Origin of the sequence: Bradyrhizobium xenonodulans (assembly GCF_027594865.1) — a bacterium.
Taxonomy (GTDB): Bacteria; Pseudomonadota; Alphaproteobacteria; order Rhizobiales; family Xanthobacteraceae; genus Bradyrhizobium; species Bradyrhizobium xenonodulans.
In genome coordinates this window covers 4,120,410-4,145,913 of the sequence record NZ_CP089391.1, presented here as the reverse complement: position 1 = coordinate 4,145,913, position 25,504 = coordinate 4,120,410, and the positions used below count along the sequence as shown (strand labels likewise).

General features: G+C 64.7%; 27 protein-coding genes. 9 read left to right on the top strand and 18 right to left on the bottom strand.

What is annotated here, in order from left to right:
* The first annotated feature begins 89 nt into the window (after nucleotides 1-89).
* On the top strand, nucleotides 90-242 hold the full coding sequence (locus tag I3J27_RS19495; protein ID WP_247983211.1) for a hypothetical protein: 153 nt from the start codon (nucleotides 90-92) through the stop codon (nucleotides 240-242).
* Nucleotides 243-364: 122 nt separating this feature from the next.
* On the opposite strand, the gene I3J27_RS19490 is transcribed toward I3J27_RS19495, so the two are convergent.
* Genes I3J27_RS19490 through pxpB form a run of 3 tightly spaced genes read right to left on the bottom strand, consistent with a single transcriptional unit; the run spans nucleotide 365 to nucleotide 2,930 of the window.
* Complete coding sequence (locus I3J27_RS19490) at nucleotides 365-1,132, bottom strand: LamB/YcsF family protein (protein WP_270160059.1); 768 nt, start codon at nucleotides 1,130-1,132, stop codon at nucleotides 365-367.
* Nucleotides 1,133-1,164: 32 nt separating this feature from the next.
* Nucleotides 1,165-2,202 (bottom strand): 5-oxoprolinase subunit C family protein, encoded by a 1,038-nt coding sequence (locus I3J27_RS19485; RefSeq protein ID WP_270160058.1) that lies wholly within the window; start codon nucleotides 2,200-2,202, stop codon nucleotides 1,165-1,167.
* Nucleotides 2,199-2,930 (bottom strand): 5-oxoprolinase subunit PxpB, encoded by a 732-nt coding sequence (pxpB, locus tag I3J27_RS19480; RefSeq protein WP_270160057.1) that lies wholly within the window; start codon nucleotides 2,928-2,930, stop codon nucleotides 2,199-2,201. The genes I3J27_RS19485 and pxpB overlap by 4 nt, the downstream gene beginning before the upstream one ends.
* A 238-nt stretch (nucleotides 2,931-3,168) precedes the next feature.
* On the opposite strand from pxpB, the gene I3J27_RS19475 reads away from it, so the two are divergent.
* Both I3J27_RS19475 and I3J27_RS19470 read left to right on the top strand, forming a co-directional pair.
* Complete coding sequence (locus tag I3J27_RS19475; protein ID WP_129275559.1) at nucleotides 3,169-3,867, top strand: ribonuclease activity regulator RraA; 699 nt, start codon at nucleotides 3,169-3,171, stop codon at nucleotides 3,865-3,867.
* A gap of 18 nt (nucleotides 3,868-3,885) precedes the next feature.
* Complete coding sequence (locus tag I3J27_RS19470) at nucleotides 3,886-4,290, top strand: (R)-mandelonitrile lyase (protein ID WP_270160056.1); 405 nt, start codon at nucleotides 3,886-3,888, stop codon at nucleotides 4,288-4,290.
* Nucleotides 4,291-4,366: 76 nt separating this feature from the next.
* Here the strand turns inward: I3J27_RS19470 and I3J27_RS19465 are convergent, their stop codons facing one another.
* The 3 genes from I3J27_RS19465 to I3J27_RS19455 all read right to left on the bottom strand — a co-directional run bounded on the left by I3J27_RS19465 (nucleotide 4,367) and on the right by I3J27_RS19455 (nucleotide 9,786).
* Entirely contained in the window at nucleotides 4,367-4,723 is a 357-nt protein-coding gene (locus I3J27_RS19465) for a hypothetical protein (protein ID WP_270160054.1), read from the bottom strand.
* A 170-nt stretch (nucleotides 4,724-4,893) separates the two neighbouring features.
* The gene (locus I3J27_RS19460) at nucleotides 4,894-6,345 is read right to left on the bottom strand and encodes a short-chain fatty acid transporter (RefSeq protein ID WP_270160053.1); all 1,452 of its coding nucleotides are present in this window, start codon (nucleotides 6,343-6,345) and stop codon (nucleotides 4,894-4,896) included.
* 54 nt (nucleotides 6,346-6,399) lie between these two features.
* A complete protein-coding gene (locus tag I3J27_RS19455; protein WP_270172559.1) occupies nucleotides 6,400-9,786 on the bottom strand; it encodes a molybdopterin-dependent oxidoreductase in 3,387 nt (1,128 codons plus the stop codon).
* 124 nt (nucleotides 9,787-9,910) lie between these two features.
* Here I3J27_RS19455 and I3J27_RS19450 point away from each other — a divergent pair, with 124 nt between their 5' ends.
* Complete coding sequence (locus tag I3J27_RS19450) at nucleotides 9,911-10,603, top strand: GntR family transcriptional regulator (protein WP_270172556.1); 693 nt, start codon at nucleotides 9,911-9,913, stop codon at nucleotides 10,601-10,603.
* Between the two features lie 7 nt (nucleotides 10,604-10,610).
* Here I3J27_RS19450 and I3J27_RS19445 read toward each other — a convergent pair whose 3' ends face one another.
* The 3 genes from I3J27_RS19445 to I3J27_RS19435 all read right to left on the bottom strand — a co-directional run bounded on the left by I3J27_RS19445 (nucleotide 10,611) and on the right by I3J27_RS19435 (nucleotide 13,054).
* Complete coding sequence (locus tag I3J27_RS19445) at nucleotides 10,611-11,534, bottom strand: DUF2147 domain-containing protein (protein WP_270172554.1); 924 nt, start codon at nucleotides 11,532-11,534, stop codon at nucleotides 10,611-10,613.
* A gap of 196 nt (nucleotides 11,535-11,730) precedes the next feature.
* Nucleotides 11,731-12,234, bottom strand: a complete 504-nt coding sequence (locus I3J27_RS19440; protein ID WP_270172551.1) for a hypothetical protein — start codon at nucleotides 12,232-12,234, stop codon at nucleotides 11,731-11,733.
* A gap of 37 nt (nucleotides 12,235-12,271) precedes the next feature.
* Nucleotides 12,272-13,054, bottom strand: a complete 783-nt coding sequence (locus tag I3J27_RS19435) for a transporter substrate-binding domain-containing protein (RefSeq protein WP_270172549.1) — start codon at nucleotides 13,052-13,054, stop codon at nucleotides 12,272-12,274.
* 126 nt (nucleotides 13,055-13,180) lie between these two features.
* Here I3J27_RS19435 and I3J27_RS19430 point away from each other — a divergent pair, with 126 nt between their 5' ends.
* Entirely contained in the window at nucleotides 13,181-13,678 is a 498-nt protein-coding gene (locus tag I3J27_RS19430; protein ID WP_270172842.1) for a DUF1993 domain-containing protein, read from the top strand.
* A 60-nt stretch (nucleotides 13,679-13,738) separates the two neighbouring features.
* Here the strand turns inward: I3J27_RS19430 and I3J27_RS19425 are convergent, their stop codons facing one another.
* The 6 genes from I3J27_RS19425 to I3J27_RS19400 all read right to left on the bottom strand — a co-directional run bounded on the left by I3J27_RS19425 (nucleotide 13,739) and on the right by I3J27_RS19400 (nucleotide 19,859).
* Nucleotides 13,739-14,218, bottom strand: a complete 480-nt coding sequence (locus I3J27_RS19425) for a hypothetical protein (RefSeq protein WP_270172547.1) — start codon at nucleotides 14,216-14,218, stop codon at nucleotides 13,739-13,741.
* Between the two features lie 171 nt (nucleotides 14,219-14,389).
* Nucleotides 14,390-15,379, bottom strand: a complete 990-nt coding sequence (locus tag I3J27_RS19420) for a hydroxyacid dehydrogenase (protein WP_270172545.1) — start codon at nucleotides 15,377-15,379, stop codon at nucleotides 14,390-14,392.
* Between the two features lie 34 nt (nucleotides 15,380-15,413).
* Nucleotides 15,414-16,514, bottom strand: coding sequence for an ABC transporter ATP-binding protein (locus I3J27_RS19415; protein ID WP_270172543.1), 1,101 nt, complete (start codon nucleotides 16,512-16,514; stop codon nucleotides 15,414-15,416).
* A gap of 20 nt (nucleotides 16,515-16,534) precedes the next feature.
* A complete protein-coding gene (locus I3J27_RS19410) occupies nucleotides 16,535-17,446 on the bottom strand; it encodes a carbohydrate ABC transporter permease (RefSeq protein ID WP_270172540.1) in 912 nt (303 codons plus the stop codon).
* The gene (locus I3J27_RS19405) at nucleotides 17,446-18,384 is read right to left on the bottom strand and encodes a carbohydrate ABC transporter permease (protein ID WP_270172538.1); all 939 of its coding nucleotides are present in this window, start codon (nucleotides 18,382-18,384) and stop codon (nucleotides 17,446-17,448) included. Before I3J27_RS19405 ends, I3J27_RS19410 begins: the two co-directional genes overlap by 1 nt.
* Before the next feature lie 134 nt (nucleotides 18,385-18,518).
* Nucleotides 18,519-19,859 (bottom strand): ABC transporter substrate-binding protein, encoded by a 1,341-nt coding sequence (locus I3J27_RS19400; protein ID WP_270172536.1) that lies wholly within the window; start codon nucleotides 19,857-19,859, stop codon nucleotides 18,519-18,521.
* A 470-nt stretch (nucleotides 19,860-20,329) separates the two neighbouring features.
* Between I3J27_RS19400 and I3J27_RS19395 the strand changes: the two genes are divergently transcribed.
* The gene (locus I3J27_RS19395; protein ID WP_270172534.1) at nucleotides 20,330-21,127 is read left to right on the top strand and encodes a Spy/CpxP family protein refolding chaperone; all 798 of its coding nucleotides are present in this window, start codon (nucleotides 20,330-20,332) and stop codon (nucleotides 21,125-21,127) included.
* Between the two features lie 111 nt (nucleotides 21,128-21,238).
* Entirely contained in the window at nucleotides 21,239-21,616 is a 378-nt protein-coding gene (locus I3J27_RS19390) for a response regulator (protein WP_270172533.1), read from the top strand.
* A 95-nt stretch (nucleotides 21,617-21,711) separates the two neighbouring features.
* Here the strand turns inward: I3J27_RS19390 and I3J27_RS19385 are convergent, their stop codons facing one another.
* From I3J27_RS19385 to glk, 3 genes are all read right to left on the bottom strand, one after another.
* Nucleotides 21,712-21,867: a hypothetical protein gene (locus I3J27_RS19385; protein ID WP_270172531.1), complete on the bottom strand. Its 156-nt coding sequence runs from the start codon at nucleotides 21,865-21,867 to the stop codon at nucleotides 21,712-21,714.
* Between the two features lie 146 nt (nucleotides 21,868-22,013).
* Nucleotides 22,014-22,217 carry a hypothetical protein gene (locus tag I3J27_RS19380; RefSeq protein ID WP_270172528.1) on the bottom strand — a complete coding sequence of 68 codons (204 nt, stop codon included), beginning with the start codon at nucleotides 22,215-22,217 and terminating at the stop codon, nucleotides 22,014-22,016.
* Nucleotides 22,218-22,354: 137 nt separating this feature from the next.
* Nucleotides 22,355-23,341 (bottom strand): glucokinase, encoded by a 987-nt coding sequence (glk, locus tag I3J27_RS19375; protein ID WP_270172841.1) that lies wholly within the window; start codon nucleotides 23,339-23,341, stop codon nucleotides 22,355-22,357.
* A 271-nt stretch (nucleotides 23,342-23,612) separates the two neighbouring features.
* Here glk and pncA point away from each other — a divergent pair, with 271 nt between their 5' ends.
* Nucleotides 23,613-24,239, top strand: coding sequence for a bifunctional nicotinamidase/pyrazinamidase (gene pncA, locus I3J27_RS19370; protein ID WP_270172526.1), 627 nt, complete (start codon nucleotides 23,613-23,615; stop codon nucleotides 24,237-24,239).
* Nucleotides 24,240-24,255: 16 nt separating this feature from the next.
* On the top strand, nucleotides 24,256-25,371 hold the full coding sequence (locus tag I3J27_RS19365; RefSeq protein ID WP_270172524.1) for an alpha/beta fold hydrolase: 1,116 nt from the start codon (nucleotides 24,256-24,258) through the stop codon (nucleotides 25,369-25,371).
* Nucleotides 25,372-25,504 lie beyond the last annotated feature (133 nt).

Here is a 25,504-nt window from a genome sequence, read left to right as displayed (position 1 = left end):
AGGACCCGCATCGCTATTTCCATCGCGGTCTTGCCTCCCGCCAGGGTTGATCCTTCATAATCGCACCAATGGGGCGTTGGAGATCGACCATGCGCGAACTATCGGCGGAAGCCAGATTGCACTTCTACGCGCGCTCGCTCTCGCGTCGGACCGGGGCGAGCGTCCATCACATTGGGCTCTACAGTGCGTTCGCGGTCATCGCCGCGATCGTGTTCGGCACGCTCTCGGTGCACCCGTTTTAGCGAAGCTCGACGCTCTCGTAGGGTGGGCAAAGGCGCGTAGCGCCGTGCCCACGAGCTTTCTCTGATACGACGAAGATGGTGGGCACGCTTCGCTTTGCCCACCCTACGGTACCTTTTCTACCTCACCCCCGCTTGAACGGCGCGACCTCGATCCCGGCATCCTTCAACGCCTGACGCAGGCCCCGCGCGATGTCGACCGCGCCGGGCGTGTCGCCGTGGATGCAGACTGTGTCCGTGCGCATCTTGATGACCTTGCCTGTGACCGAGACCACCGCTCCGTCCTGCACCATGCGCACCACGCGGTCGGCGATCGCCTTGGCGTCGTGCAGCACCGCGCCGGGCTTCTTGCGCGAGACGAGATTGCCGTCGTCCTCATAGGCGCGATCGGCGAACACCTCGTGCACCAGCGGCAGGTTGGCGTCTTCGCCGGCCTTCACCAGCTTCGAATTGGCCAGCGCGACGAAGATCAGTCCGGGATCGACCGCCTTGATGCCGGCAGCGATCGCCTTCGCTGTCATGTCGTCCTCGCAGGCGACGTTGGAGAGCGCGCCATGCGCCTTCACATGCGTGACCTTGTGTCCGGCCGCGGTCGCAATCGCCTGAAGTGCGCCGATCTGGTAGGCGACGAGGTTCTCGATCTCGGAGGCTTTCAGGCCTGCGATCGGATGCCGGCCGAAGCCGTGCAGGTCGCGGTAGCCGGGATGTGCGCCGACCGAGACGCCGCGGGCCTTCGCCAGCTCCACCGTCCGGCGCATGATGTCGGGGTCGCCGGCATGGAAGCCGCAGGCGACGTTGACCGAGCTTGCAAGGTCGATCATCGCGGCGTCGTTGCCCATCTCCCACGCGCCAAAACCTTCGCCAAGGTCGCAATTGAGATCGATCGTCTTCATGGGGTGCTCTCCGCCTCTGGTCGTCTTGTCGCTTACGGCTCCGCCGCGACCTGCCAGGTCCCGGCATCCACCGCGCTGACCGCATGGCCCGCAACGTTAGCATCGTTGAGCGCTTCGATGTTGAGGGCGACGGTGTCGGAGGAGCGCAGGCGATCGGGCAGGTTGCGGATCGCTTGCGCGAACTTGCGCGCCTCGTCCTGCGCCTCGGCCATGGTGACCTCAAGGAAGCGGAACGCCGTTCCCGCCGAGGTCTGCGCGAGGCGGCCGACATCGGCCGTGATTACGGTTGCGATCTTGGGATAACCGCCGGAGGTGCCGCGATCCATCATCAGCGCGATCGGCGAGCCGTTGCCGGGCACTTGGATGCTGCCGTTGACGGTGCCGTCGGAGACGATGTTGTGGCCGTGCAGATGTTTGATCGCGGGGCCCTCGAGCCGATAGCCCATGCGATCGGAGGTCGCCGAAATCTTCCACTCGCTACCCAGGAACAGCGCCTTGTTGGCGTCGTCGAACTCGTCGTCCTGCGGTCCCAGCAGGACGCGGATCGGGCCGCTCGCAGGCTTCGGCAATTCGATGCGCAGCTCAGGTGCACCGCTCGCGGCATCGACCGTGAATTCGTCGCCGGCCTGGAGCGGGCGCGGGTAGGGGCTGCCGAGCCCGGCGCGGGCATTCACCGCGAGGCTGCCGAACACCGGCTCGCCTTTGATCCCGCCTTCGATGGCGAGGTACGTGAATGCGCCGCCGCGGGCAAAGCCCAGCGTCAGCGTCTCGCCGTCCTTCAGCGTCACAGACGTGTCCATCGCCACCGGCTTCTCGGCGACATCAGCATTGCGCGGGGCGCCCGCGATCGCGACGCGCACGGCGCCGTCCTTGGCCGTGAACGTGGCGCCGAACGGGCCGATCTCGACCGCGGCCGCAAACGGCTCGTTGCCGACCAGCGTGTTCGCTGCCGCGAGCGACAAACGGTCCATCGCACCGCTGACCGTCAGGCCGTAGCGCTGCGCGCCGTAGCGGCCGCCGTCCTGGACGGAGCTTGCAGGCCCGATGCTGGCGATCACGAGCCGGCTCATGCGACCACCTGCTCGGCGATGATCTCGCCGGCTTCGGCGGCGCGGTCCAGTTCCTCGAACGTCTTGTGGTCGATGGCGAAAAACGTCACGCGATCACCGGGTTCGGTGAGAAAGGTCGGGTTCCGGTGGAGCTGATAGGTTCTGACCGGCGTGCGGCCGAGCAGGTGCCAGCCGCTCGGCGCGGCCAGGCACTGGATGCCCGCCTGGATGCCGCCGATCGAGATGGTGCCGGCCGGCGTGAACAGCCGCGGGCTCTGCCGCCGCGACATGTGCAGGGATTTGTCGAGGCCGCTGAGATAGGACCAGCCCGGCGTGAAGCCGATCATGGCGACGCGATAATCGCCGCCGGCGTGACGGGCGATGATGTCGTCGGGCGTGGTGTTCAGCGCCTTGGCGACGTCCTCGAGGTCGATGCCGTGCTCGCCGCCATAAGCGACGGGAATGCGCCAGCGCCGAGCCTTGGTAGCCGGCGGCAGCGGCGGGCCGGCGATCGCAAGGAGCTTTTCGCCGAGTGCGTCGAAGCCGATCTTGCCGGGGTCGTAATGCACCAGCAGTGAGCGATAGGTCGGCACGGTCTCGCTGATGCCGTCGATGGGTTTTGCCACGAGCGCCTTGTCGAGCGCGAGCACGCGCTCGTTGGCGGCGTCGTCGATGGTGCGGCTGAACTCGACCGTGACGGCGCTGTCGCCACTGGGCAGAAGGCGGGGCGGGGGGAGCGTCGCGGCCATGAGCTGTCGAAAATCGGGCCTTGAGGAAATGCGCGGGCTCGACCTTGAGTTCCGCCTTCTCCCTGCTTCGCGTAAATGCGCCCGCAAGTCCAATAAATTAATGCAAGGGGACGTGATAAAGCCTTGTTATCGCGGCGCATAACAGCCCTCCGGCCCTGCGTTCTTGGGCCTTGACGCAAAGCCCGCGGCTCGCAAGATGCGCGCGTTCTTTCCCGCCATCCGGAGCTCGTCTGTTTCCATGTCGCTGTCCCCCGAAGCCCGCAAGACCCTCGCCGGCATCACCACTGCCACCATCACCACGGTCCTGCTCAAAAAGGGCCTGCGCAATGTGTGGATGCGCGGGGCGCGTCCGCTGCGTCCGGGCCTGCCGCGCCTGGTGGGACCGGCCTTCACGCTTCGCTTCGTGCCGGCACGCGAGGACCTGGCGACGCCGGAATCCTGGTCCTCGCCGATCTCGACCCGCACCGCGATCGAGGCCATGCCGGAGGGCTGTATCGCTGTCGTGGACGCCATGGGCATCACCGATGCCGGCATCTTCGGCGACATCCTCTGCGCCCGCATGATGAAGCGCGGCGTCACCGCGCTCGTCACCGACGGCGTGGTGCGTGACGTCGAGGGCACGCTCGGCACCAATCTGCCGGTGTGGTGCGACGGCTATGCCGCGCCGCCGTCGGTTGCGGGCCTCACCTTCGTCGGCTGGGGCGAGCCGATTGGCTGCGGCGGCGTCGCCGTGTTCCCGAACGACATCGTTGTCGCCGACCAGGACGGCTGCGTGCTGATCCCGCAGGCGATGCTCGATCACGTCCTCAACGAGGGCGTCGAGCAGGAGCGGATGGAAGCCTGGATCGTCAACGAGGTGAACAACGGCGCGGCGCTTCCGGGCCTCTATCCTATGAACGCCGAAACCAAGGCGCGCTACGCCGCCAGCAAGAAGTAACGGAAGCGAGGACCCCCCATGGAGATCACTGTTGCAGGCACGCGGCCGACCCGCCGCGCACCCAAGGAAAACTTCATCGGCACCGTGTGGCAAGACCCCGTCATCATGGCGCCCGCGCCGGCACGGCTGAACTGCTCGCGCGTTGCGTTCGAGCCGGGTGCACGCACCAACTGGCACCACCATCCGCTCGGGCAGACGCTCTACGTGATTTCGGGTGTCGGCCGCGTTCAGACCAAGGGCGGCCCGGTCCAGGAAATCCGTCCCGGCGACACCGTCTGGATTCCGCCGGGCGAGTTGCATTGGCACGGGGCATCCCCGACCAACGGCATGTGCCACATCGCCATGCAGGAAGCGCTCGACGGCGTCTATTCGACCTGGCTGGAGCCGGTCACGGACGCGGAGTACGGTGCGGCGCTCGGCTAGTTCTCGTGTCCTGGACGAGACGCATCGCCGCAAGGCGATGCGCCGCTGATCAGGGACACGAAACCCGCATCCTTTGCTACATTCTTTCAGCCGTCCAGGTGCCCGTGCACATCGCCCCGCGCCAGGTGCCGGAGCCGGAGGTGCCGCTGAGCCGGCCGAAGCCGACCGCGCGCTTGATGCCGGTGCTCAGGGTGACGTTGATGCTGCCGGCATCCGCGACGCGGCCTGATGCCGTCACGGCCGCGCTGCTCGATGCGATCTGACCGTTGTTGATGCCGATCGAGACGGTCGACCCGTTGCCGCAAGTCTCGCTCGACGATGAGATGCGCACATTCCACGCGCCGTCGAAGGTGGAGCCCGCAGCGTCGGCCTGCGCGAGCGGGAACGCGATGGCGATGATGGTGGCGAAGAGACCCTTGCGAAAGCCGTTCATGACACGCCTCGATGGTTGAACCCTTGCGTGCATGGTGTCATGAGCCCGGGGCGGGCGGATGTGAGGGCTGTCACGCGGTTCCCGGCTAACCTCGGCCCGGGAGCCCCCTTTCTGTGCGCAACAGCACAGATCGGCAGTGGGACGTCCCGCTGCCGACGCTTTTCCGAGCCTCACGGCAGGACCGGCGGGTGATATGTGAAGGTCGACATCAGGATCGCCGCCACGATCATCACGATCGGGAAGTGGATCAAGAACTGGATCGACGTGTAGCCGATCAGGTCCTTCGACTTCAGTCCGAGGATACCGAGCAGCGGCAGCATCCAGAACGGATTGATGAAGTTCGGCAGCGTCTCGGCGATGTTGTAGACCATGACGGTCCAGCCGAGATGCGCACCGACGGCGTTCGCCGCCTTCATGATGTAGGGCGCCTCGATGATCCACTTTCCGCCCGCCGACGGAATGAAGAATCCGAGCACAGCCGAATAGATACCGACCAGGAACGAGAACACGGTCGTGCTGGCGGAGGCATCGACGAACCAGTGCGCGATGGTGTCCGACAGCGTCACGCCCTTGGCGTTCGGTACCTTGGTGAGTATCTGGGCGATGCCGGCATAGAACGGAAACTGCAGGAGCACGCCCGAGACGCTCGGCATCGCCTTGGAGAACGCTTCGAGCAGGCTGCGCGGACGCCAGTGCAGGAGGATGCCGAGGATCAGAAACACGAAGTTGTAGGTGTTGAGGCCCGACAGCGTGATGAGCGGATTGCCGGACTGGAAGGTTTGCCACAGCCAGCCAAGCGCGAGGACAACGATCAGGATGGTCAGGATCGGGCTGAATTCGAGGAAGTCGCCGGGCCGTGCCGCGGCCTTGGGCTTGATCGTGTCGTCTTCGAGCGAGACGCCGAGATCCTCTGCGGTCTTCGTCTGGGCCGCATTCGGCGCAGTCAGGTAACAGATGACGGCTGACACGGCCGTCACGAGAACGGTCGTCAGCAGATTCTGCCAGGTCAGGATGGTCTCGGAAAAGCCGATGACGCCGGTGATGGGCAGCAGTGAGCTCGGAATGCTGGCGGCATTGGCCTGGAGCTGTGCGGCCGACGAGGTGATGCCGAGCGTGAAGCCGCAGCCGAGGCCGAGATAGCCGGCGGCTCCAGCGGCGCGATAGTCGAGCTTGATGTCCGTGCGCCGCGCGATCTCGCGGACCAGCAGGCCGGAGAAGATCAGGCTCAGGCCCCAATTGACCAGCGACAAGAGAATGCTCAAGACGCCGACGAACACCACCGCGCCGCGGCCGGTGGACGGCACGGCGGCGAGCCGCCGCAGCGCGGCTGCAATGGGCGGCGACATCGCCACCACGTAGCCGCCGATCGCGACCAGCGCCATCTGCATCGTGAACGGGATGAGGTTCCAGAAGCCGTCGCCGAACGCGCGGCTGACGGCAAGCGGGGACCCGCCATGCACGATCGTGCCGATGGCAATCGCGATCACCGCGATGAGGACGAAGACATAGGCGTCCGGAAACCAGCGCTCGGAGAACACCACGAGGCGTTGCGAGAACCTCGCCAGCAGATTGGTCTCGGTGGATGCATTCTCGTTGAGAGAATCTCCGGAAACAGTCGTCATCGTCAGCCCCCAATTCTGGCAGTGTTGGTCGTGGTTGAAAGTCGTGGTGTGCGGTCAGAGCGCGAGCGTGAGCTCCGAGAGCGGCACGGCCTGACAGGTCAGGCAGTGTTCGGACGAGCTATCGCCGCCGCCGAGCTGTGCGACGCAGCCATCGACGATGCGCATGGCGCAGCTCTCGCACTGGCCGACGCGGCAGCCGCTGGGTAGCGGCACGCCTGCGGCATGCGCGGCGTCCAGAAGTGTTCCCAGCTCGGGCGACCAGACGAAGCTTTTGTCGCTGCCGGCGAGGTGAATTGTCTGCGGCTCCAGCGTTGCCGGCACTTCAGGCGGTGAGGCGAAGGCCTCCGCGAAGATGTCGAACTGCGGAATGCCTCGCTCGACAAGACGCGCGGTCATCGAGGACGTGAAGTCCGGCGAGCCGCAGAGATAGGCGAGGGGACGTCTGGAAAGCAGCGGATCGATCGCCGACAGATCCGGGCGCCCGGCATGGTCGTAATCCCGGTGCAGACGGTCAACAGAGCGAGGTGCCGTGAACGCCGTCACCAGCTTCAATTGCGGCAGCTGCGCCTCGAGCTCTCGCAGCCGCGTGGCGAAGGGATGTTCGTTCCCGTTGCGGCACGTGTAGAGCAGCAGGACGTCGTTGACCCGCTCGGCCGGAGGCAGCGTCAGCAACGACTCCAGATGGCTCATGAACGGCGTGATGCCGACGCCGGCGGCGAGGAATATGACAGGGCGGGGTCCCTGCAAGGGCGGCGTGAAGATCCCGCCGGGAGTTTCGAGGAAAACCTCGTCGCCAACCGTGAGGCGATGGACGTGCTCGGAGAGATGAACACCTTCGCTGGAGGGCTGCTTCTTGATGGCGACGGACAATACGTTGTCGCCGCCTTGTCCCGTCAACGAGTAGGCGCGGGCCACATCCAGGCGAGGCAAACTCAGTAGAACATATTGTCCCGGCCGGTAGGCAGGAAGCGCTTCGCCGCCTTTCGGAGCCAGGTGGATTGCGACGACGTCGTTGGCCTCGTGGCGAACGCCAGCAACAGAGAAAGCGCGCCGTCCGGTCCAGCGGCCGCGGTTGGCGGACTGATCGCGCCGGATATCGCAGAGCGTGGCGCGCAGCGGCACCGAGCCGCTGACCGGGTCGCGCGACGCGTCGCTCAACGCATCGTTCATGTTCGAGGTCGCGACACCGGCAGACGGCGTGGCGCCACGTCCGAGCGGCGGACAATCTTCCCACCAGCCGAACTCCGCGAGCACGACACGGTCGTCAAGGGAGTCGTTCAATCGGACCCGGAGCCGGACCTGGCCGGACGGTGTCTCCACGATCGCCCAATCGCCGTCTTCGAGCCCCTGCCGTGCTGCGAGCGAGCAGCTGATTTCCACGGCAGGATCAGGCGATTTCTTGCGAAGCGAGGCCACATGCCGATGCGAGCTGTGGACGAACCAGCCGCTCTTGGCTGTCGTCAGCACCAGCGGGAAACGCTTGTCCGACGTCGTTGTCATTGGGCTCTCGGCCGGCTCGACGTGGCTCGGGAGTGGCGCGTAGCCATGATCGAGCATCAGCTCGGAATAGATCTCCACGCGCCGTGTCGGCGTCACGAACCCAGCGATCGTTCCGTCGCTCTTCGTGTCGGCGTATTTCTCGTGATTGAACGGCTGAGGGAAGCGCATGCCATCCGGTTGCTTGCGCAAGTCCTCGACGGTGATGCCGAGCGGCGCCAGTTGGTAATTCCAGCCGGCATGGATGTCGCCGTCGAAGAATTGCTCCGCCATGCCCATGCGCAGCGCCAATTCCGCGACGATCTCGTAGTCGGCCTTGCTCTCGCCGTGCCGCGGCAGCATCTGCGGCCGGAACTGGATCGTCTCGACGGCCTCCTGCGTGATCTCGAAGCCGATCTTCAGCGCATCCCGTTCCCAGGGCATGTTGGCGGGCAGCACGATGTCGGCATTCTCGGCCGTGGGGTTCATGAACATGTCGGCATGGACATGGAAGTCCAGCGCGCGCAACGCCTCGCGATTGCGCGAGGAATGTCCCTGCGACACCACGAAGTTCGTGCCAAAGCTCATCAGCGCGTTGACGCGATAAGGCTTGCCCTTGAGCACCGCGCGGCTGAAATCCCGCGCGGTGATCCAGCCCCGGCTCGGCGGGCCCAGCGGCAATTCGTCGAGGCCGAGCGCCTTCTCCTTTTGCCCCGGCGGCAGCAGGCTGATGTCGTTGACCGCGCGTGTCGGCGGCGGGACCTGCCAGACATTGCCGCCAGGCCGGTCGCACGCGCCGGTGAGGGCATAGAGCGTCGTAATGGCCCGCTCGGTGGCGGTCGCATTGGTGTGCTGGCCGACGCCGGTCCACGAATGATAGGCGAGTTTCGGACTGTTCTCGAACAGCGCGCAGAACGCGGCGACTTCCGCTTCATCCAGCCAGGTCGTCGCGGCGACACTGGATGTCGTGTAGGACGCGGCCTCGGCGGTGAGCCGCGAAAACGCAGTCCTCGCGACGATCGCGCGTCCGCCCACGCCATCGAGCGTCGCTTCGGCATCGAGCGTGCAATTCGCGGGATCAAGCACCTCGACGCGGGGATCGTGCGTTTGGGGCTTTCCTGATCGATCCAGCACCACGAAGGCTTCCGGCGAATGTTCCGGCCACAGCTCGTTCGCTCGGACAAACCGTCCGGTGTTCGTGTCGACAAGGAACGGGCCATTCGTCCAGCGCATCACGAAATCCGTATCGAACGTGCTGGTCGAGATGAGATGCCGGATCGCTGCCATCGCGAGAGCGCCGTCTGCGCCGGGGCGAATGCGCAGCCAGAGATCGGCCTGCTGTCCCGATCCGTTCGGCTTGGGGTCGACGACGGCCACGCGCGCGCCACGCCGTCGCGCGTCCGCAACACGGGTTGCCTGTGCAAGCCATGTCCGCGCGGGATTGTGGCCCCAGAGGACGATGGTGTCGGCCCGGTCATAGTCGGGAAAGCCGATCCCGCGGCCGAACGTCAGGGCGTGGGCAAAATCCTTGTGCCAGCCGCAGACTTCGACGGCGTAGATCAGGTTGGGGCTGCCGAAGCAGCGGATGAACCGCTCGACCCACTCGAAACTGTCGACCATGGGCGTGCCGCTCGGCGTCGTCACGGCGAAGGCAACCGATTCCGCGCCCGTGGTGCTGCTTATCCGTCCGAGCCTCTCGGCGATCTCACGCAGCGCTTCGTCCCAGGAAATCTGTACCCAGCCCGGGTCGGCGGCGTCGCGCGGCGCCGTCCGGCGGAGCGGGTGGGTCAGGCGGCGCGGGCTGTGCACCATTTCGGGCGCAGCGCGGCCCTTCGAGCACAGCGCGCCGCCGGTGGGATGTCCGGGCGCGTTCTCCACGGCGACCATGCGGCCGTTCTCGACCACGGTCGTGGAACCGCACCGCGAACGGCACAGCGTGCAATAGCCGGAATAGCGTTCTGCCATGGACAGCCCAATTGTAGCGCATTAGAGTAACGCGCTACATGCTTCGTCGAGGGCACCTTCATGTCAAGTGCATTGTTTGGGCGGTGCTGATAGATCGGGCGGCAATCGTCGGGTTGGAGGAGACATGGACCAGAATCTGCGCGAGCAGGTTGTGCAGCAGGTGCGCGCGGAGATCATTTCCGGTCAGAGCATGCCGGGGACGATGTATTCGGTGCCGACCCTGGCGGCCAGTCTCGGTGTATCGACGACGCCCGTGCGCGAAGCGCTCCTCGAGCTGTCGCGCAGCGGCCTGATCGAGCCGGTGCGCAACCGCGGCTTCAAGGTCGTCGAGCCGACGTTGACGGAGCTCCGCAATCTCTTCGATCTGCGCGAGGTCCTGGAGCTCCACGCCGCGACACTGGTCGCGCGCAAGCCGGACAAGGATCTGAGCGAGCTCGTTCCCTGGGCCGAAGACATCGCGCGCGCGGTCCGGACCGAGGACATGAAGCTCTACCTCGAGGCCGATCGAAGCTTTCACCAGGTCCTGACGGCCGCGGCTGACAATCCGCGCCTGACCGAGATGGTGATGGGACTGCGCGATCAGATGCGGCTCTACGGCATCACGTCCCGCGCGGGTCTTGCCCGGCAGAACGAGTCCGCGACCGAGCATTTCCGGATCATCGAACTGGCCAGCGCAGGAAAAGAAGAGGCGCTGACGAACCTTCTGCGCCACCATATCAGGGCGTGGGAGCCGATCTTCGTCGAAGCGCTGTCCCAGGTCGGCGCCGGCCGCGAGCCGATCGTTGCCGCGCGCAAACGGCAGCTCTCGCCGACTTAAATTGGACCTAGTTCACCCGCGTCCAGGTCTGGCCGCCGCAGAACATGCCGCCGAAGGCGCAGCCTTGCACGCGCAGACGGTCGGTGCCCTTCAGCGCGATCGTGGAATCGTAGGTCGAGCCGGTGTTGGGATCGAGGATGCGGCCGGACCACTTCTGGTCCTTCTGGTCCTTGGCGGGCTTCATGTTGATCAGGACCTGCTCGCCGTTCTGGTTCGATTTGCTGTCGACCGAATAGCCGCAGAGATTGGTGCCGCATTGCTCGATGCGGACCTTGCCTTCCTTCTCCTCGGTCAGCCAGATGCCGAGCGGTGAATTGAGATTGCGCGTCGGCGCGGTCGCAGGAGCAGGTGGCGCGACGGCGGCGGACTGAACGGGTGCGGCGGCGGGCGCCGGAGCGGGGGGCGGTGCCGCAGGCGCGGGCGGAGCGGCAGCGACCGTCGGAGCCGGCGGCGGAGGCGGTGCGGGCGGGACCGCGGCAACCGCCGGGGCAGTGCTTGGCGCCGGTTGAGGTGGGGGCACCAGCGCCTCTTCGGCCGGCGCATTGTTTGCGGTGGTGGCCGAAGGCGCCGGCGGAGCCGGAGGTGTGGCCACGGGAGCCTGGACAGGAGCCTGCTCGGCTGCCGGAGGTGCGACGACGGGGGCGGGTGCCGGCGCGGGATTAGCCGGCGTCTGCGGATCGGCCTTGGCCTGTTGCGGTGCCTGCGGGTCCGCTTTCGGAGTCCCCTTGACGTCGTTCTTGACGTCATTCTTGGCGTCGGTCTTGGCCTTCTTCGCCTTACCTTGGCCGGTGTTGTCGTAGACGCCGGGAATCTGCACCGTGCCGCGGTCCGGGTCGATGCGGATGGTGCGCCCGCCATATTCGAACGTGTACTGCGCCTGGGCAGCGGTGCTCGCCAAAAGGAATGCGGCCGTGGCCAACAGCTTCCTCATTTCGCATCTCCTAACAGGTGGTCCCCGCACCGACGCTTACGCCCCGGTTCGATCGCAAAAAGTGATCTAGATCACTGTTGTCCGTATGAGTCGTGCTCGCTCCGGTTCCGGTTCAATAACGCCGAACTCGGTCCAGAGTTGGACGAGGCGGTCTGGATGCGGCCAGCCGCCGCGACTGGAGGCCGATCCTTCCGGCCTACTTCTCCGGACAGCGCGAATCTGCGGCCTGCTGGGCACGGGCGAGGGCAGCCTCGTTCGCCTTGTCAGCGTGAATCTCGATCGCGCCGAACAGGCAGGCTGTCTCGCCATTGATCGCGAACACGGAGAGCTCCTGGACTTCGCCGTCGTCGCTGCCTTCGGGCCGGCGCCAGGTGCGGATCACGGCGGCCCTGGGCCTGCCGTCCCGCACGATCCATTGCATCTTGTCGCCGAACACCTTGCCGGCGCCGCGCCATTGCGCAGTCGGCCCGCGCCGCTTCTCGATCGCGCGCTTCGGCGCAATCGTCAGCGAGACGATGTTGCCTTCATCAGCGAAACGCACGACGTAGCCGGCCGGGCCGGGGCAGGTCCATAGCCCGACCCCTTCCTTGGATTGGTCCTTGCAGCCGGGGCCGGTTGCGGCCGTGATTTGTGTCTGTCCGAATGCGCCGCCAGCCCCGGCCATCGCAAGCGCTGCCGCGAGCACCATCAATCGTCGCATTTGTGATCCTGCATGGCCTGTCGCAAGGCCGGCCCCGTCAGTCGAACCAGGCGGCGTAGATCTTCCTGTAGCTGCCGTCTTCCATGGAAATGTGCAGCCACTGGTCGACGAACGCCTTCAGCGCCATGTCGCGCTGGAGCCAGTAGGCCTTCTCGGAGAAATCGAACGGCTTTTCGGGATGCACCGCGCAGAGCACACCTTGATGCTGCTTCTGCTGATAGCGGGTCTCGGAGGCATCCGTCATCATCAGATCGGCGTTGCCCTTGGCGATCTCGTCGAAGATCACGGTGTTGTCGGGGAAGACGGTGATGTCGGCGTCCTTGATGTTGGCGCGCGCGAAACGCTCGTTGGTGCCGCCGGGATTGACGATGACGCGGGTGCCCTTCTTGTCGATCTCGGGGAGCGTCTGATACTTGCTGACATCGGCGCAGCGCGTGATCGGCGTCTTGCCCTCGCGCATGATCGGCATCGAGAAGAAGCCTTTCTTCTGCCGATCGAGCGTGACCGAGACGCCGCCCATGGCGATGTCGAACTGGTCGGCCTCGAAATCCTTCATCAGCTTCGGCCAGGCCGTGGCGACGTATTCGACCTTGACGCCGAGCGCCTTGCCGAGCGCTTCCGCCATGTCGACGTCGAAGCCGCTGAACTGCTGCGTGGCCTTGTCCAGATAAGTGAACGGCTTGTAGTCGCCGGTCATGCCGACGCGCAGGGTTCCGCGTTTGACGATCTCGTCGAGACGCGAGGGCGCCGGCTGCTGCGCGAGGACCGAAAGGTTTGCCAGCAGCATCACGGCCACAGCCGCCACGATTCGAACAGCCATTCGAACGATCATCTCTTCTCTACCCCTGCGCGAGCTGTCATTGTGCAGCCCTTCGAGGGTGGATTTAGACCAGATGCCAGTTCCTGGCGAGACGGAATTGAAGGGAATTTTGACGTGACGATCTCGATGTACGAGGCCTCGGTCGGCCTCTTCGTGCCGTACTTGCGCAACCTGTCCGTCCTGCTCGACAAGGGCGTCGCCTATGCGGAGGCCCGCAAGTTCAATCCGGCGGTCCTGCTCGGCATGCGCATGGCCCCGAACATGTACGACCTGGCGCAGCAGATCGGCGAGGCTTGCCGCCATGCTACGGTTGCGCCGGCGTTGCTGGCGCAGTGCGAGCCGGTGGCGCTGCCGCCGCTGGAGCACGATATGGCCGGGCTTCAGGCCCGGATCGCGACGTCAATCGAATTCATTGAAAGCCTGCCGCGCGCCGAGATCGATGCGGCTGCGGAGCTGAAGGTCTTCTTCAGGCTGAAGAACGGGACCGAGCTGCCCTTCACCGGGCGGACGCTGCTGCTGACGAACAGCGTCCCGCAATTCTTCTTTCACGTCACGACGGCCTACGACCTGTTGCGGCACGCAGGCGTCGAGCTCGTGAAGAAGGACTTTCTCGGGAGGAAGTAGAGCATGATCGGGCAAAGTGCGAAGCGGTTTTCCGATAAGATCATGCTCAAACGATAGGCCTTAAGCCTCGCCCTTGCGCTCGTAATCGGCCAGCGAGCTGCGGCCGGCGATCTCGCTGCGCAGCAGCTCGAAACGTCGATGTGCCTCGTCTTCCTGCGTGTCGACGAAATGCACGGCCGCTTCGCTCGTCATCGGGCCACTGACCACGGGGGCGGATTGTTCGCCGATGGTCTCGTGGACGTAGAACTGGCCGTCGTCGCCGCGATGGACCGTCCATTTCAGGCGGATCGCCACCATCGGTCCGGGACCGACCTTGCTGTAGCCGTCGGCATCGGTGTGATCAGGCACCAGCGGCTGTTCGTCGACCACTGGATGCTCGTCGACCGTATGATGGTCTTCGACGGCCGCCTGCTCACCGACGACGACGATCTCGGTCTCGCGGATGATCTCGGTTTCGCGGACAACGAGGGTCGGCTCGGGGTGCTCCAGGATGCTCGCGATGGTCGCGAGCGCGTGGTCGGTCGGGTCGATCTCTGACAAGGTCCATCCTCCAGCTCGACGCGGCCGGCAAGTCTGTCCCACTGCCGCCGCGGCAGGGAACATTAGGCGCGTTTGATTAAGGCTGAGTTGGGGCTCGATCTGCACCAAAATGGGACGCTTTCTGGCGTCCCGAAGGCGGGCGGACGGGGGCCGTCCGCCCGAAGGTTTGGCTCAGCCGAGCACGTCCTGGTTGATGATGTTCTGCCGGATCGGATCGCCGTCCAGCACACTCAGGATGTTGCGCGCGGTCTGCTCGCTCATGCGGCTCACCGCCTCGACGGTGACGCCGGCCACGTGGGGCGCCATGATGACGTTGGGCAGCGCGAACAGCGCATTGCTGACCGGCGGCGGCTCCACCTCGAACACGTCGATGCCGGCGCCGGCGAGCTGTCCGGACACGAGCGCGTCGTACAGCGCCGCTTCCTTCACGATGCCGCCACGCGCGGTGTTGATGAGATAGGATCTCGGCTTCATCCGGCCGATCCGTGCGGCGTCGAACAGGCCGACCGTTTCCGGCGTCTTCGGGCAGTGGATGGTGACGAACTCGGCCTGGGGCAGGGCGGCGTCGAGATCGGCGACGGGCTCGCAGCCGGCGGCCTTGATGTCGGCAGCTCCCTTGTAGGGATCGTAGACCTGGACGTTCATTTCCATCGCCAGGCAGCGCTTGGCGGTGCGGCTGCCGATGCGGCCGAAGCCGATGACGAGCACGGTCTTGCCGTAGAGATCGAACGGCAGCATGCCGAGCCGGTCGGCCCATTTGCCGTCCTTGACGCAGCCGTGCATCTCCTGGGCGCGCTTGGCCAGCGTCAGCATCATGAACAGCGCCGCTTCCGCGACCGAGGGCGAGTTCGCGCTGCCCGCGATCATCAGCGGCACCTTGCGGCGGGATAAGGCGGGCACGTCGACGGCGTCGTAGCCGACGCCGATCCGTGTCACCACCTTCATGTCCCTCGATGCCTCGAGCTCGGTCTCGCCGAAGGCCGTGGCGCCGAGCGCGACTCCGTGGACCGGCGCATGGCTCTTCAGCAGGGCCTCGAAGTCCTTCGCCGAGATCAGGTTCGGAAACTCGACGAGCTCGATATCGTCCCGCTGGGTGAGGAGGGCGCGTGCCCCTTGCGACAAAGTTTGCGTAACGAAAATCTTCTTCTTGTTGGTCGCCATCGTCCCTGCCTGCGCGAGTTTCTTGTCCGGCCCGTTACAACACGGCGCCGGAGGACTCGTCTAGCAGGTGCATGTTGTTGAGGTCCATCGCCAAACGCATGGGTGCTCCGTCCTTGGCGCCGGCATTGGGATCGACGCGGCCGCAGACGGGCGTGCCATCGAGCCCGAAATAGACCAGCGTCTCCATCCCCATCGGCTCGGTGACGTCGAGCACGGTGTCGAAGGTCTCGACGCCCGGGCCCAGATACGCGTGCGACTCGGTGAGATGCTCGGGCCGGATGCCGAGCAGCAGCTTCTCGGTGCGCGGCAGCGCGTTGTAGTGTGCGGCGCGGGCCGGCGGCAGCGCGAAGGCGATGCGGTCGGTGAGGCGGATCTGGAGCGCGCCGCCGGAATCCTCGAGTCGGCACGGGATGAAGTTCATCGCGGGCGAGCCGATGAAGCCCGCGACGAAACGCGTGGCCGGCTTGTGGTAGAGCTCGTTCGGGGTGCCGATCTGCTCGATCCGCCCCTTGTTCATCACCACGACGCGATCGGCCAGCGTCATCGCCTCGACCTGGTCGTGGGTCACGTAGACCGTGGTGGTGCGCACTTTCTGGTGCACTTTCTTGATCTCGATCCGCATCTGCACGCGCAGCTTGGCGTCGAGGTTGGACAGCGGCTCGTCGAACAGGAAGACCTTCGGGTTGCGCACGATGGCACGGCCCATCGCGACACGCTGGCGCTGGCCGCCCGAGAGCTGCTTCGGCTTGCGGTCGATCAGCTCGGTGATGTCGAGAAGGCGGGCCGCTTCCGTGACCCGCGCCTTGATCTCGGCCTTCGGATAGTGCTTCAGGCGCAGCCCGAACGACATGTTCTCGGCGACCGTCATATGCGGGTAGAGCGCGTAGTTCTGGAACACCATGGCGATGTCGCGGTCCTTCGGCGGCACGTCGTTGACGACGTCGCCGCCGATCATGATGTCGCCGTCGCTGATGTCCTCGAGGCCTGCGATCATGCGCAGCGTCGTCGACTTGCCGCAGCCGGAAGGTCCGACCAGCACGATGAACTCATGATCGGCGATGTCGAGATCGATGCCGCGCACGGCTTCGACATCGTCGTAACGCTTGATCACCTTACGCAGGGAAACGTCGGCCATTGCACTTCAACCCCTCGTTCTCAACCCTTTGTCGCGCCGGCGGTCAGGCCGGCAATGTAGTAGTCCATCAGGAAGGCGTAGATGATCAGCGGTGGCGCCGCGCCGAGCAGCGCGCCGGTCATGATCTGTCCCCAGTTGAAGACGTCGCCCTTGATCAGCGTGGTGGTGATGCCGACCGGCAGCACGAGCTGGTCGATCGATGTCGTGAACACCAGCGGATAAAGGAACTGGGCCCAGGACACCGTGAAGGCGAAGATCGTCGCCGCGATCAGGCCGGGCAGCGCCACGGGAATGAATATCCGCGTCAGGGTCTGCAGCCACGAGGCGCCGTCGATGAGCGCGGCCTCGTCGAGCTCCTTCGGGATCGAGGCGAAATAGCCGATCATGATCCAGGTGCAGAACGGCACCGTCAGCGTCGGATAGATGAACAGCAGCACGTACCAGCGATTGAGCAGCGTGATGCCGGTGAGGTCCTGAAACACCGCGAGCATCTTGAACAGCGGGATGAACAGCAGGCTGTCCGGGATGAGGTAGGTGAGGAACACGCCGGTCGCGAGCGTCGTCGAGCCCCAGAACTTCATCCGCGCGAGTGCGAATGCCGCGGGAATGCTGATCAGCATCGTGATCGTCACCACCACGATGGAGACGATCGCCGAGTTCCAGAAGAAGCGCAAAAACTGGTTCGAGGACAGAAGCTCGACATAATTCGACAGGGTGGGATGAAACACCCACCAGGGATTGGTCGCCGCCGAGATTTCTGCGCTGCTCTTGAGCGAGGTGATCAGCATGTAGATCGGCGGCGTCAGCGAGAAGATCGCAAACAGCACCAGGAAGAAGTAGGACCAACGCAGCGCCCAGGCGCGATCCCGGCTCATGCTCCGGTATTTGACCTTGCGCGTAGGACCGCCCTTATCGATTGCCAGCGTGCTCATCAGGCTTCGTTCCCACGTTTGTTGACATCGCGCAGGATGAAGATCGCCGCGATTGCGAGGATCGGCACCATGAACAGCGAGACGCAGGCGCCGAGCGGAATGTCGCTGCTCTGGATGCCGACCTGGAACGCCCAGGTCGCGAACAGATGCGTCGAATCCAGCGGGCCGCCGGAGGTCAGGATGCGCACGATGTCGAAATTGGCGAAGGTGACGATCAGCGAGAACAGCGTGGTGATGGCGATGATGTTGCGCATCATCGGCAAGGTGATGTGCCAGATCTTCTGCCACCAATTGGCGCCGTCGATCGACGCGGCTTCATAGAGCTGGTCGGGCACCGATTTCAGCGCCGCCAGGTACATGATCATGAAGAATGGTGCGCCGTACCAGACGTTGACGAGAATGACGGAGAAGCGCGCCCAGAACGTGTCGCCGAGCCAGGGAATGGGCCCGATGCCGAAGAAGGAGAGCGTGTAGTTGAAGGCGCTGTAGGAGGGGTCGAACAGCCACAGCCAGGCCAGCGTGCTCATCGCGGGCGGGATCACCCACGGCACCAGCAGCATGCCGCGCCATTTACGCTGCCCCTTGGCCGGTAGATTGTGGACGAAATGCGCGACAATGAAGCCCATCAGCGCTTTGAAGAATACGGCGGTGAGGGCGAAGATGCAGGACTGCCTCACAACCATCCAGAACGTGTCACGCTTGAACAGGAAGGTGAAGTTGCCGAAGCCGACGAACTTCTGCATCGACTTGTTCAGCGTTGCCAGATGCATGGAATAGAAGGCGGGATAGAGCACGAGCAGCGCGATCAGGAGAATCAGCGGTAGCGTCAGGAAAAACGCCATCGTCGACTTCCGCCTCAGCGCATTGCGCAGGCTGGCGCGTTTGCGCGGACTCGCAGCGCGGACGGAGCGACCTTGCTCAACGACGACATCGGCCATGGTCAAACTTTCTTACGGAAGGTTCAACGGTGAAGCCGGCCGCATCGGTCGGCTTCGCTCGGAAGGGGATGGTACGGATGGAATCCCCGGCGGCTCACGCGCGAACGCGCGAACCGCCATGGCACATGCCGGCATCAGCTCCGCATGAAGCCTTCGCACTCGCCCTCGGCCCAGGCGAGCGCCTGCTCCATGGTCTCGCCACGGGCATAGCGCAACGCCAGTTTGGTCAGCGTGGCCTGGTTGTAGATCTGCTGTGCGATCTTGGGCGGCGCCGGCGAGGCCGCGATCGACATCGTCTGACGGCCATGCGGGTCGGGGTAGCTATAGAGCGTGCCCTTCGGCGGCCCTTCCTCGGCCCACGTCTTCAGCTTGGTCATGTTCGCGAAAGCCGGGAGGTCGTAGCCGCCGCTCGCCGCGACGAACTTTTCGATCGACGACGGTTGCGACAGATGGGTCAGCAGGCTCTTGGCGGCCTCCTTGTTCTTACCGAAGGCCCAGACGCCCCAGAAATAGGGCAGGAACGGTGCGAAGCGGCCCTTCGGGCCGGCCGGCATGCCGTGAGTCCAGCATTGCTCGGCGACCTGCGGTGCGTCGCGTTTGGCAACGGCCCACGCGCTCGGCGGATTCAGGATCAGCGCGCCGCGGCCCGAGATCAACCATTTGTTGTTGGACGCGTCATCCCAGGAGGGCGCGTCCGTCGGAAGCACGGCGATCAGCTTCTTGTAGAATTCGAGGGCCTGACGAACCGCGTCGGTCTTCACCGTGATGTCGCCCTTGGCATTGACCAGTTCGGCGCCGAATGACTGGAAGATCGCACCGGCGGTATCGACGCTGTCGGTGGTCTCGCCGAGGCCGATCCCGAACGGGAAACCGGCCTTATGACAGGCTTCGGCGGCCTTGAGAAAGGTCTCCATCGTCCAGTTCTCGTCCTTGGGCGTGCTGCCCGCCGGATACATCTCCTGGACGTCGATCCCGGCATGCTGCTTCATCAGGTCGATGCGCGAGCAGGGGCCCTTGATCTGGCTGCCGACGGTGGCAGGGACGGCAAGCCATTTGCCACCGGCCTGGCCGAGATATTTGGTCGTGCCGTTGACCTCGCCGTTCTGCTTGACGATCGGCTCCATGATGTCGCTGACCGACTCGAGCTGCTCCGCATAGGCATGCGGCCACCAGGTCGGCATCTGGAGAATGTCGTGACCTGATTTCGCCTGCGCTTCGGCGGCGACGGTCAGTTCGAGCTTCTTGTTATTGCTGGTGATGTAATCGATGGAGACCTCGACCTTCTCCTTGGCGGCCCATTCGTTGACGAGGTCGGTAGAGGCCTTGTTGGCGCCTGGCACCCAGTGGTCCCAGAAGCCGATGGAGAGTTTGCCGGCGGCGTAAGCGCCCCGGACATAGGGCGCCGTGATCAGCGCCGCGGAGGACATTGCAGTGGCAGCCACAAATTGACGCCGCGTCAGTCTCTTGCGTGACATCTCGTTTCCTCGCCTGGGTGTTTGTTGTTGGAGTTTCCTCTAAGACGTCTTTTCCGAGTTCTTGTTGTTCGATTTTCTTATTGATGCCGTCGGCTACAATGGCAATTCACCAAGCCGCAGCAACAAATTGGTAGCGCGATCAGATCATGATTGATCGCGTCTGTCGAGAAAGCCGGAGGGCTCGCGCATAGAACTAACGTTGTGTCCTGGATCGTGCGAGCTGCGCCGGTGGTGAGCTGCGATCGCCGGCTTTTTGCGACGCACACGTCGCCTGAACCGGCCTAGGAACGCCTCGTGCGCAATTACGCCGCAGTTTCGAATAAGCCTTCATAACCGCTTCGCGCGAAACACTTTTCGGGCGTGGACAGCAATTGGCTGCGTCTGGACCTCGAAGCGGCGACAACGATAGAGTTGCAACCGGCGGGTGGCTCCCACCCGAGAGGATAATCGGATTGACGATGGAGACCAGAATGATCAACCCGGCGCCGCCTGCGCGGCTTCACCTGCGGCGGTGGTTCGTGCTGGGCTCCGTGCTCGCGCTGCTGCTTGGCGCAGCCGCAGTTGCGCATGCACAAGGCCTGGTCAAGGGCGTTCAGGACGGGGCTGCTGCGGGCAACAAGGCGGCCGGTCCGGTCGGCGGCGTGCTGGGCGGTGCGATCGGCGGCGTTGTCGGCGTCTTCACCGGCGTGCTCGGCGTCAATAACAACAATCAGCCGGCTCCGGCTGCCAAGGACGCAAACAAGGACGCCAGCAAGGATTCCAAGCAGCCGGGCGCCGGCAAGGACAAGGATGCCAAGAGCGCCAAGGAGAGTGGCAAGGCGGGCAAGGGCGCCAAGGCAAGCAAGGAAGCCAAGAACGCGCCGCAAGACAATAAGGATGTCACCGTCCTCACCCAGACCGGCGCGCCGCAACAGACCGCCGAGCAGATCGTCGCCAACAGTGATTCCTATATCGAGCGGATCAAGACCGAATTGAACCTGACGCCCGATCAGGAGAAGCACTGGTTCGGCTTCTCGAGCGCCATGCACTACCTGGGGCATAATGGCGCGGAGCGGCTCAACCTTCGGGTTGCGCGGGCCAAGCGGGATCCGCCGGACGACATCATCGAGCAGATGCGCAACGAGTCGCAGTTCCTGATCGACCGTGCCGCCGACCAGCGTAACGTCGCCGACGCCGCCGAGCCGCTTTATTCGAGCCTAGACGACAAGCAGAAGCAGGTCTTCATCCAGGAGATGGTGCGCCTCAGCCACGAGCGCGGGCTGGATTGATCAAGTTGAATCCGATTGCGGACGTCTGAATTAACGGCGCCCGCCACGAATTCGTGAATCCTCTCCGCATTTCGGTTATGATTAGCTTCGCAAGCTGACTGCGGGGTTGATATGGCGGACGGACTCTCCGTTTTCCTGGTCGAAGACGAGGCGTTGATCCGGATGATGATCGCCGACATGGTGGAGGAACTCGGCCACCATGTCGTTGCGGAAGCGGACAATGTCAGGGACGCCAGCGCCTTTGCGATGACCGCGCAATATGATTTCGCCATCCTCGACATCAATCTGAAGGGCCTCTACGTCGATCCCGTCGCCGACCTGATCGAGCGCCGCGGCAAGCCGTTCCTGTTTGCCACCGGCTACGGGCCGGAGCTGCTGCCGTCCTTGCTCCGGCGCCGGCCGATCCTGCGCAAGCCGATTTCCCTCGATCAGCTCAAGACGATGATCGACTCGCTGTTTCCGGGGGCGGCCGGCAAGGCGCCGCATTGAGCAGGCACCGCGTTGAGAGGACCGCTCATCGAGATCGCCAATGAAAATGGCCGCCCGTAAGGGGCGGCCATTTGGCGAAAGAACGTGTTGCAATCTCACATCAGGCCGGCGCCGAGGTCGATGCCGTGCGCCATCAGGCCGAGCGAGGCGACCAGGCCCACGCAGCAGAACAGCAAGATGGTTTTGAACGACGAATTGGTAAAACGCGTTTCGACGGCAGCCGGCATCGCGGCGAGCGAAATCATGCTCATGTTCATTCCCCCCTTTGTTGATCCCTGAATTGCATCAGGTGAGGGAACTCTTAGAGCAAAAGGTTTGACGTCAGCTTTCGAGGGATCGTTAATGGAATCGCAATCGGTTGCGTGTTTGCCGCGAGCGGCGAACGGCCCTGCAAGTCTCAGTTGCGGCCGTTCCTCAGTACCGTGGCGATGGTATGGGCCGTCATGGCCGCGCGATCCGAGGCGCGCTGTGCGGCCAGGCGGTCGCGCGCCTTCTCCTCGATCAGGAGCTCGATCAGGGCCAGCCGCTTGTCGTCGTCGTCCGCCTCGGTCAGCAGGCGATGATAGCGGTGATAGTCGAAACCCAGATCCTGCTTACGCATGTCACGCCCCCGCAACTACGCCACACACTCCGGCAATTGTTTCTCATCGGACACAAACGGGCAAGCACGATCCTGCGTGGAACCGCGCGTGCGCTGCAATCAGCTGTGCATGACTGGAACCGGAGGGCGCTTGTGCCTCAATCCGGATTGTGGTCGGCAAACATCTTCAGGCCGAGGAAGCTGGCATCGGGCTTCGTGACCAGCCTGGTCGGGATGTTGCGCAAGTAATCCTGGAAGCGTCCCTTGGCCTCGAAGCGCGCGCGGAAGGCCGAGGCCGCAAGGAAGTCCGGAAACCGCGGCGCGATCCCGCCGGCGATATAGACGCCGCCGCGCGCGCCAAAGGTCACCGCGAGATTGCCCGCGACCGAGCCGAGGATGGCGCAAAACATCTCCAGCGTCGCGCGGCTGACGGGGCAACTGCCCTCCAGTGCCGCCTTGGTGATGGCGGCCGCATCGCGGTGCGGCACCTGGGCGCCGTCGACCTCCGCCAGGGCCTCGTAGAGGCTTTGCAAGCCCGAGCCGGAGAGCGCGCCGCGCTCGATGGAGACATGGCCGAGACGCTTGCGCAGACAGGCGATCACATGCTCTTCGCGCTCGTTCTCCGCCGGCAAAGTCGCGTGCCCGGCCTCGGTGACGACCGCCAGCCGGGCGCCATGGCGTTCGACCAGACAGGAGACGCCAAAGCCGGTTCCGGGGCCGACCACCAGCAGCGGCTCCCCGGGAAGGCCATCCTGTCCGCCGAGCGAGATCAGGTCGGCGGGCTGCAAGGCGGGCAGGGACCACGCCACCACCTCGAAATCGTTGAGCACGTGCACGCTGTCGAAGCCGAGGGCGGGCTGAAGCTCGTTGCCGTCGATGACCCATGGACTGTTGGTCATGACGCAGCGGTTGTTGGTCACGGGTCCCGCGACGGCCAGCACGGCCCGTGCGGGCTGCTTACCCTCGGATCGCCGCGCGAGAACGTCGGTGATGGCCTCCCGAACGGTCGGGAAGTCGGCGACCTTCACATAGTCGATCGGGCCGGTCTGGTCGCCATTGCCCGAGTCGCTCCGGCTCAGCGCGAAACGCGCATTGGTGCCGCCGATGTCGGCGAGAAGAATTTGCCCTGTCTTGCCGATAGTCATGACCATGAGGCTGCCGCGCCGTGCAGGCTTGCGGGAACCGTTTCCTCCGCTCCATTCCGATCCGCAGATTGCGAACGGTATTTAGATTCCGTCCTTGGGTGGACCTAGTCAACTCGGATGAGGCCAAACCGTTGCATCCCAGTGACGAGGGGCGCCGTTTGCGCGACATCGGCGCACGTCGTCGGTGGTTGCGAAGCGGCGCGGGAAGATCGACATTGGACAGGAGCGCTTCGGTGCCTGTCGCGCCGGACGGCTGGAATGGGACCTCACGATGAAGATTTCCAACCGCGACGTGCTGCTGGCGATCGACGTGCAGAACGATTTCTGCACCGGCGGAGCGCTCGCCGTCCCCGGCGGCGAGAAGGTTGTCCCGGCCATCAACCGAATCGCCCAAAAATTCACCAATGTCGTGCTGACCCAGGACTGGCATCCGGGGGACCATGTCTCGTTCGCGGCGAACCATGCGGGCAAGCAGCCGTTCCAGACCATCGAGCTCGACTACGGCACCCAGGTGCTCTGGCCGACACACTGCGTGCAGGGCACGGCGGGTGCCGAATTCCACCGGGAGCTCGACGTCATCGGAGCAAATATCGTGGTACGCAAGGGCTTTCGCCGCGGCATCGACTCCTATTCGGCGCTGTTCGAGAACGACCACAAGACGCCGACCGGCTTGCTCGGATATCTGCGCGAACGCGAGTTGAAGACCGTGTTCGTTGCTGGCCTCGCGTTGGACTTCTGCGTCCGCTTCTCGGCGGAAGATGCCCGCAAGGCAGCCTTCGAGGTCGCCGTCATCGAGGACGCATGCCGCGGCATCGATCTCGAAGGCTCGGTGGCCGCGACCCATCAGAGTTTTCGCGAGCGCGGCATCTCGGTCGTTAGTCTCGAGGCGTTCCTGTGAGGATTGCAGGATAAGCATGGTGGAGAAGAGCGGCAAACGGCAGGGCGGACCGGAGCATGCTCCGGGTGATCCGCTGCTATGGCCGTTTGCGGCGGCGCGGCTCGCCATGGACGCATGTCTCTGGTGGGTCGATCGCAGCTCGCCGGAGCCGGCCGCCGGCACGTTGCCATGGACGACGCCAAACTCCGTCGCGCTGGAGCTCACAACCATGCGTCTGCGCGATTATACGCGGAAGCAGTCCGGTCAGCCGGCCCTGGTCTGCGCGCCCTATGCGCTGCATCGTGCCCTGATCGCGGATTTCGCGCCCGGCCACAGCGTGGTGCAGTCGTTGCAAGAGGGAGGCATCGACCGGGTCTATCTCACTGACTGGCGCTCCGCCACGCCGGACATGCGCCATCTCACGATTGACAGCTATCTCGGCGATCTCAACGTTGCCATCGACGAGATCGGCGCGCCGGTCGATCTGGTCGGCCTGTGCCAGGGCGGCTGGCTATCGCTGCTCTACGCGGCGCGTTTTCCCGCCAAGGTGCGGCGGCTGGTCCTGGTCGGCGCGCCCGTCGACCTCTCGATCGACTCCGCGCTGTCGCGGCTGGTGCGCAACGCGCCCGAGGCGGTCTACGACCAGCTCGTTGCGCGCGGCGGCGGCAATGTCAGCGGCGAGGAGATGCTGCGCTTCTGGTCCAAGACGCCCAGCCATGACGATATCGCGGTGGCGTTGCAGAAGGACCTCTCGGACGAGGAGGGCGCAGCACTGCTCGCGCGGTTCGACCGCTGGAATACCGAGACGCTCGATCTGCCCGGCGCGTATTATCTGGAGATCGTCAACCGGATCTTCCGGGACAACCGGATCGCGAGCGGGCGCTTCGTCGCACTCGGCCGCGAGGTCGATCTGAAGGCGATCAAGGCGCCGGTCTTCCTGCTGGCCGGGCTCGACGATGACGTCGTGCCGGCCACACAGGCACTTGCCACCGCTGCTCTGCTCGGCACGCCGCCGGCCTTCATTGCGGTGGCCTCCGAGCCCAGCAATCATCTCGGCCTGTTCATGGGCGCGCGCACCCACGCCCATGTCTGGCCCCGGATCGCCGAATGGCTGCGCGACGACCTCTCCAGCGTGCTGGCCCGCAGTGCCTGACGTCGCCCGGTCGGGCCGGCGAACACGCAAATCCGTTATGCATGACGGCGGATGGCCTGCACCGGACCCGGTCGATGGGCTACATATGATCCGGAACTGACGGCTGCGGCCGCGACAAGATTAAGGGTACTGC

Excerpts from the sequence above, each read along its gene's own strand:
- I3J27_RS19495 (WP_247983211.1), top strand. The coding sequence starts at position 90 with ATGCGCGAACTATCGGCGGAAGCCAGATTGCACTTCTACGCGCGCTCG.
- I3J27_RS19490 (WP_270160059.1), bottom strand. The coding sequence starts at position 1,132 with ATGAAGACGATCGATCTCAATTGCGACCTTGGCGAAGGTTTTGGCGCG.
- I3J27_RS19485 (WP_270160058.1), bottom strand. The coding sequence starts at position 2,202 with ATGAGCCGGCTCGTGATCGCCAGCATCGGGCCTGCAAGCTCCGTCCAG.
- pxpB (WP_270160057.1), bottom strand. The coding sequence starts at position 2,930 with ATGGCCGCGACGCTCCCCCCGCCCCGCCTTCTGCCCAGTGGCGACAGC.
- I3J27_RS19475 (WP_129275559.1), top strand. The coding sequence starts at position 3,169 with ATGTCGCTGTCCCCCGAAGCCCGCAAGACCCTCGCCGGCATCACCACT.
- I3J27_RS19470 (WP_270160056.1), top strand. The coding sequence starts at position 3,886 with ATGGAGATCACTGTTGCAGGCACGCGGCCGACCCGCCGCGCACCCAAG.
- I3J27_RS19465 (WP_270160054.1), bottom strand. The coding sequence starts at position 4,723 with ATGAACGGCTTTCGCAAGGGTCTCTTCGCCACCATCATCGCCATCGCG.
- I3J27_RS19460 (WP_270160053.1), bottom strand. The coding sequence starts at position 6,345 with ATGACGACTGTTTCCGGAGATTCTCTCAACGAGAATGCATCCACCGAG.
- I3J27_RS19455 (WP_270172559.1), bottom strand. The coding sequence starts at position 9,786 with ATGGCAGAACGCTATTCCGGCTATTGCACGCTGTGCCGTTCGCGGTGC.
- I3J27_RS19450 (WP_270172556.1), top strand. The coding sequence starts at position 9,911 with ATGGACCAGAATCTGCGCGAGCAGGTTGTGCAGCAGGTGCGCGCGGAG.
- I3J27_RS19445 (WP_270172554.1), bottom strand. The coding sequence starts at position 11,534 with ATGAGGAAGCTGTTGGCCACGGCCGCATTCCTTTTGGCGAGCACCGCT.
- I3J27_RS19440 (WP_270172551.1), bottom strand. The coding sequence starts at position 12,234 with ATGCGACGATTGATGGTGCTCGCGGCAGCGCTTGCGATGGCCGGGGCT.
- I3J27_RS19435 (WP_270172549.1), bottom strand. The coding sequence starts at position 13,054 with ATGGCTGTTCGAATCGTGGCGGCTGTGGCCGTGATGCTGCTGGCAAAC.
- I3J27_RS19430 (WP_270172842.1), top strand. The coding sequence starts at position 13,181 with ATGTACGAGGCCTCGGTCGGCCTCTTCGTGCCGTACTTGCGCAACCTG.
- I3J27_RS19420 (WP_270172545.1), bottom strand. The coding sequence starts at position 15,379 with ATGGCGACCAACAAGAAGAAGATTTTCGTTACGCAAACTTTGTCGCAA.
- I3J27_RS19415 (WP_270172543.1), bottom strand. The coding sequence starts at position 16,514 with ATGGCCGACGTTTCCCTGCGTAAGGTGATCAAGCGTTACGACGATGTC.
- I3J27_RS19410 (WP_270172540.1), bottom strand. The coding sequence starts at position 17,446 with ATGAGCACGCTGGCAATCGATAAGGGCGGTCCTACGCGCAAGGTCAAA.
- I3J27_RS19405 (WP_270172538.1), bottom strand. The coding sequence starts at position 18,384 with ATGGCCGATGTCGTCGTTGAGCAAGGTCGCTCCGTCCGCGCTGCGAGT.
- I3J27_RS19400 (WP_270172536.1), bottom strand. The coding sequence starts at position 19,859 with ATGTCACGCAAGAGACTGACGCGGCGTCAATTTGTGGCTGCCACTGCA.
- I3J27_RS19395 (WP_270172534.1), top strand. The coding sequence starts at position 20,330 with ATGATCAACCCGGCGCCGCCTGCGCGGCTTCACCTGCGGCGGTGGTTC.
- I3J27_RS19390 (WP_270172533.1), top strand. The coding sequence starts at position 21,239 with ATGGCGGACGGACTCTCCGTTTTCCTGGTCGAAGACGAGGCGTTGATC.
- I3J27_RS19385 (WP_270172531.1), bottom strand. The coding sequence starts at position 21,867 with ATGAGCATGATTTCGCTCGCCGCGATGCCGGCTGCCGTCGAAACGCGT.
- I3J27_RS19380 (WP_270172528.1), bottom strand. The coding sequence starts at position 22,217 with ATGCGTAAGCAGGATCTGGGTTTCGACTATCACCGCTATCATCGCCTG.
- glk (WP_270172841.1), bottom strand. The coding sequence starts at position 23,341 with ATGACTATCGGCAAGACAGGGCAAATTCTTCTCGCCGACATCGGCGGC.
- pncA (WP_270172526.1), top strand. The coding sequence starts at position 23,613 with ATGAAGATTTCCAACCGCGACGTGCTGCTGGCGATCGACGTGCAGAAC.
- I3J27_RS19365 (WP_270172524.1), top strand. The coding sequence starts at position 24,256 with ATGGTGGAGAAGAGCGGCAAACGGCAGGGCGGACCGGAGCATGCTCCG.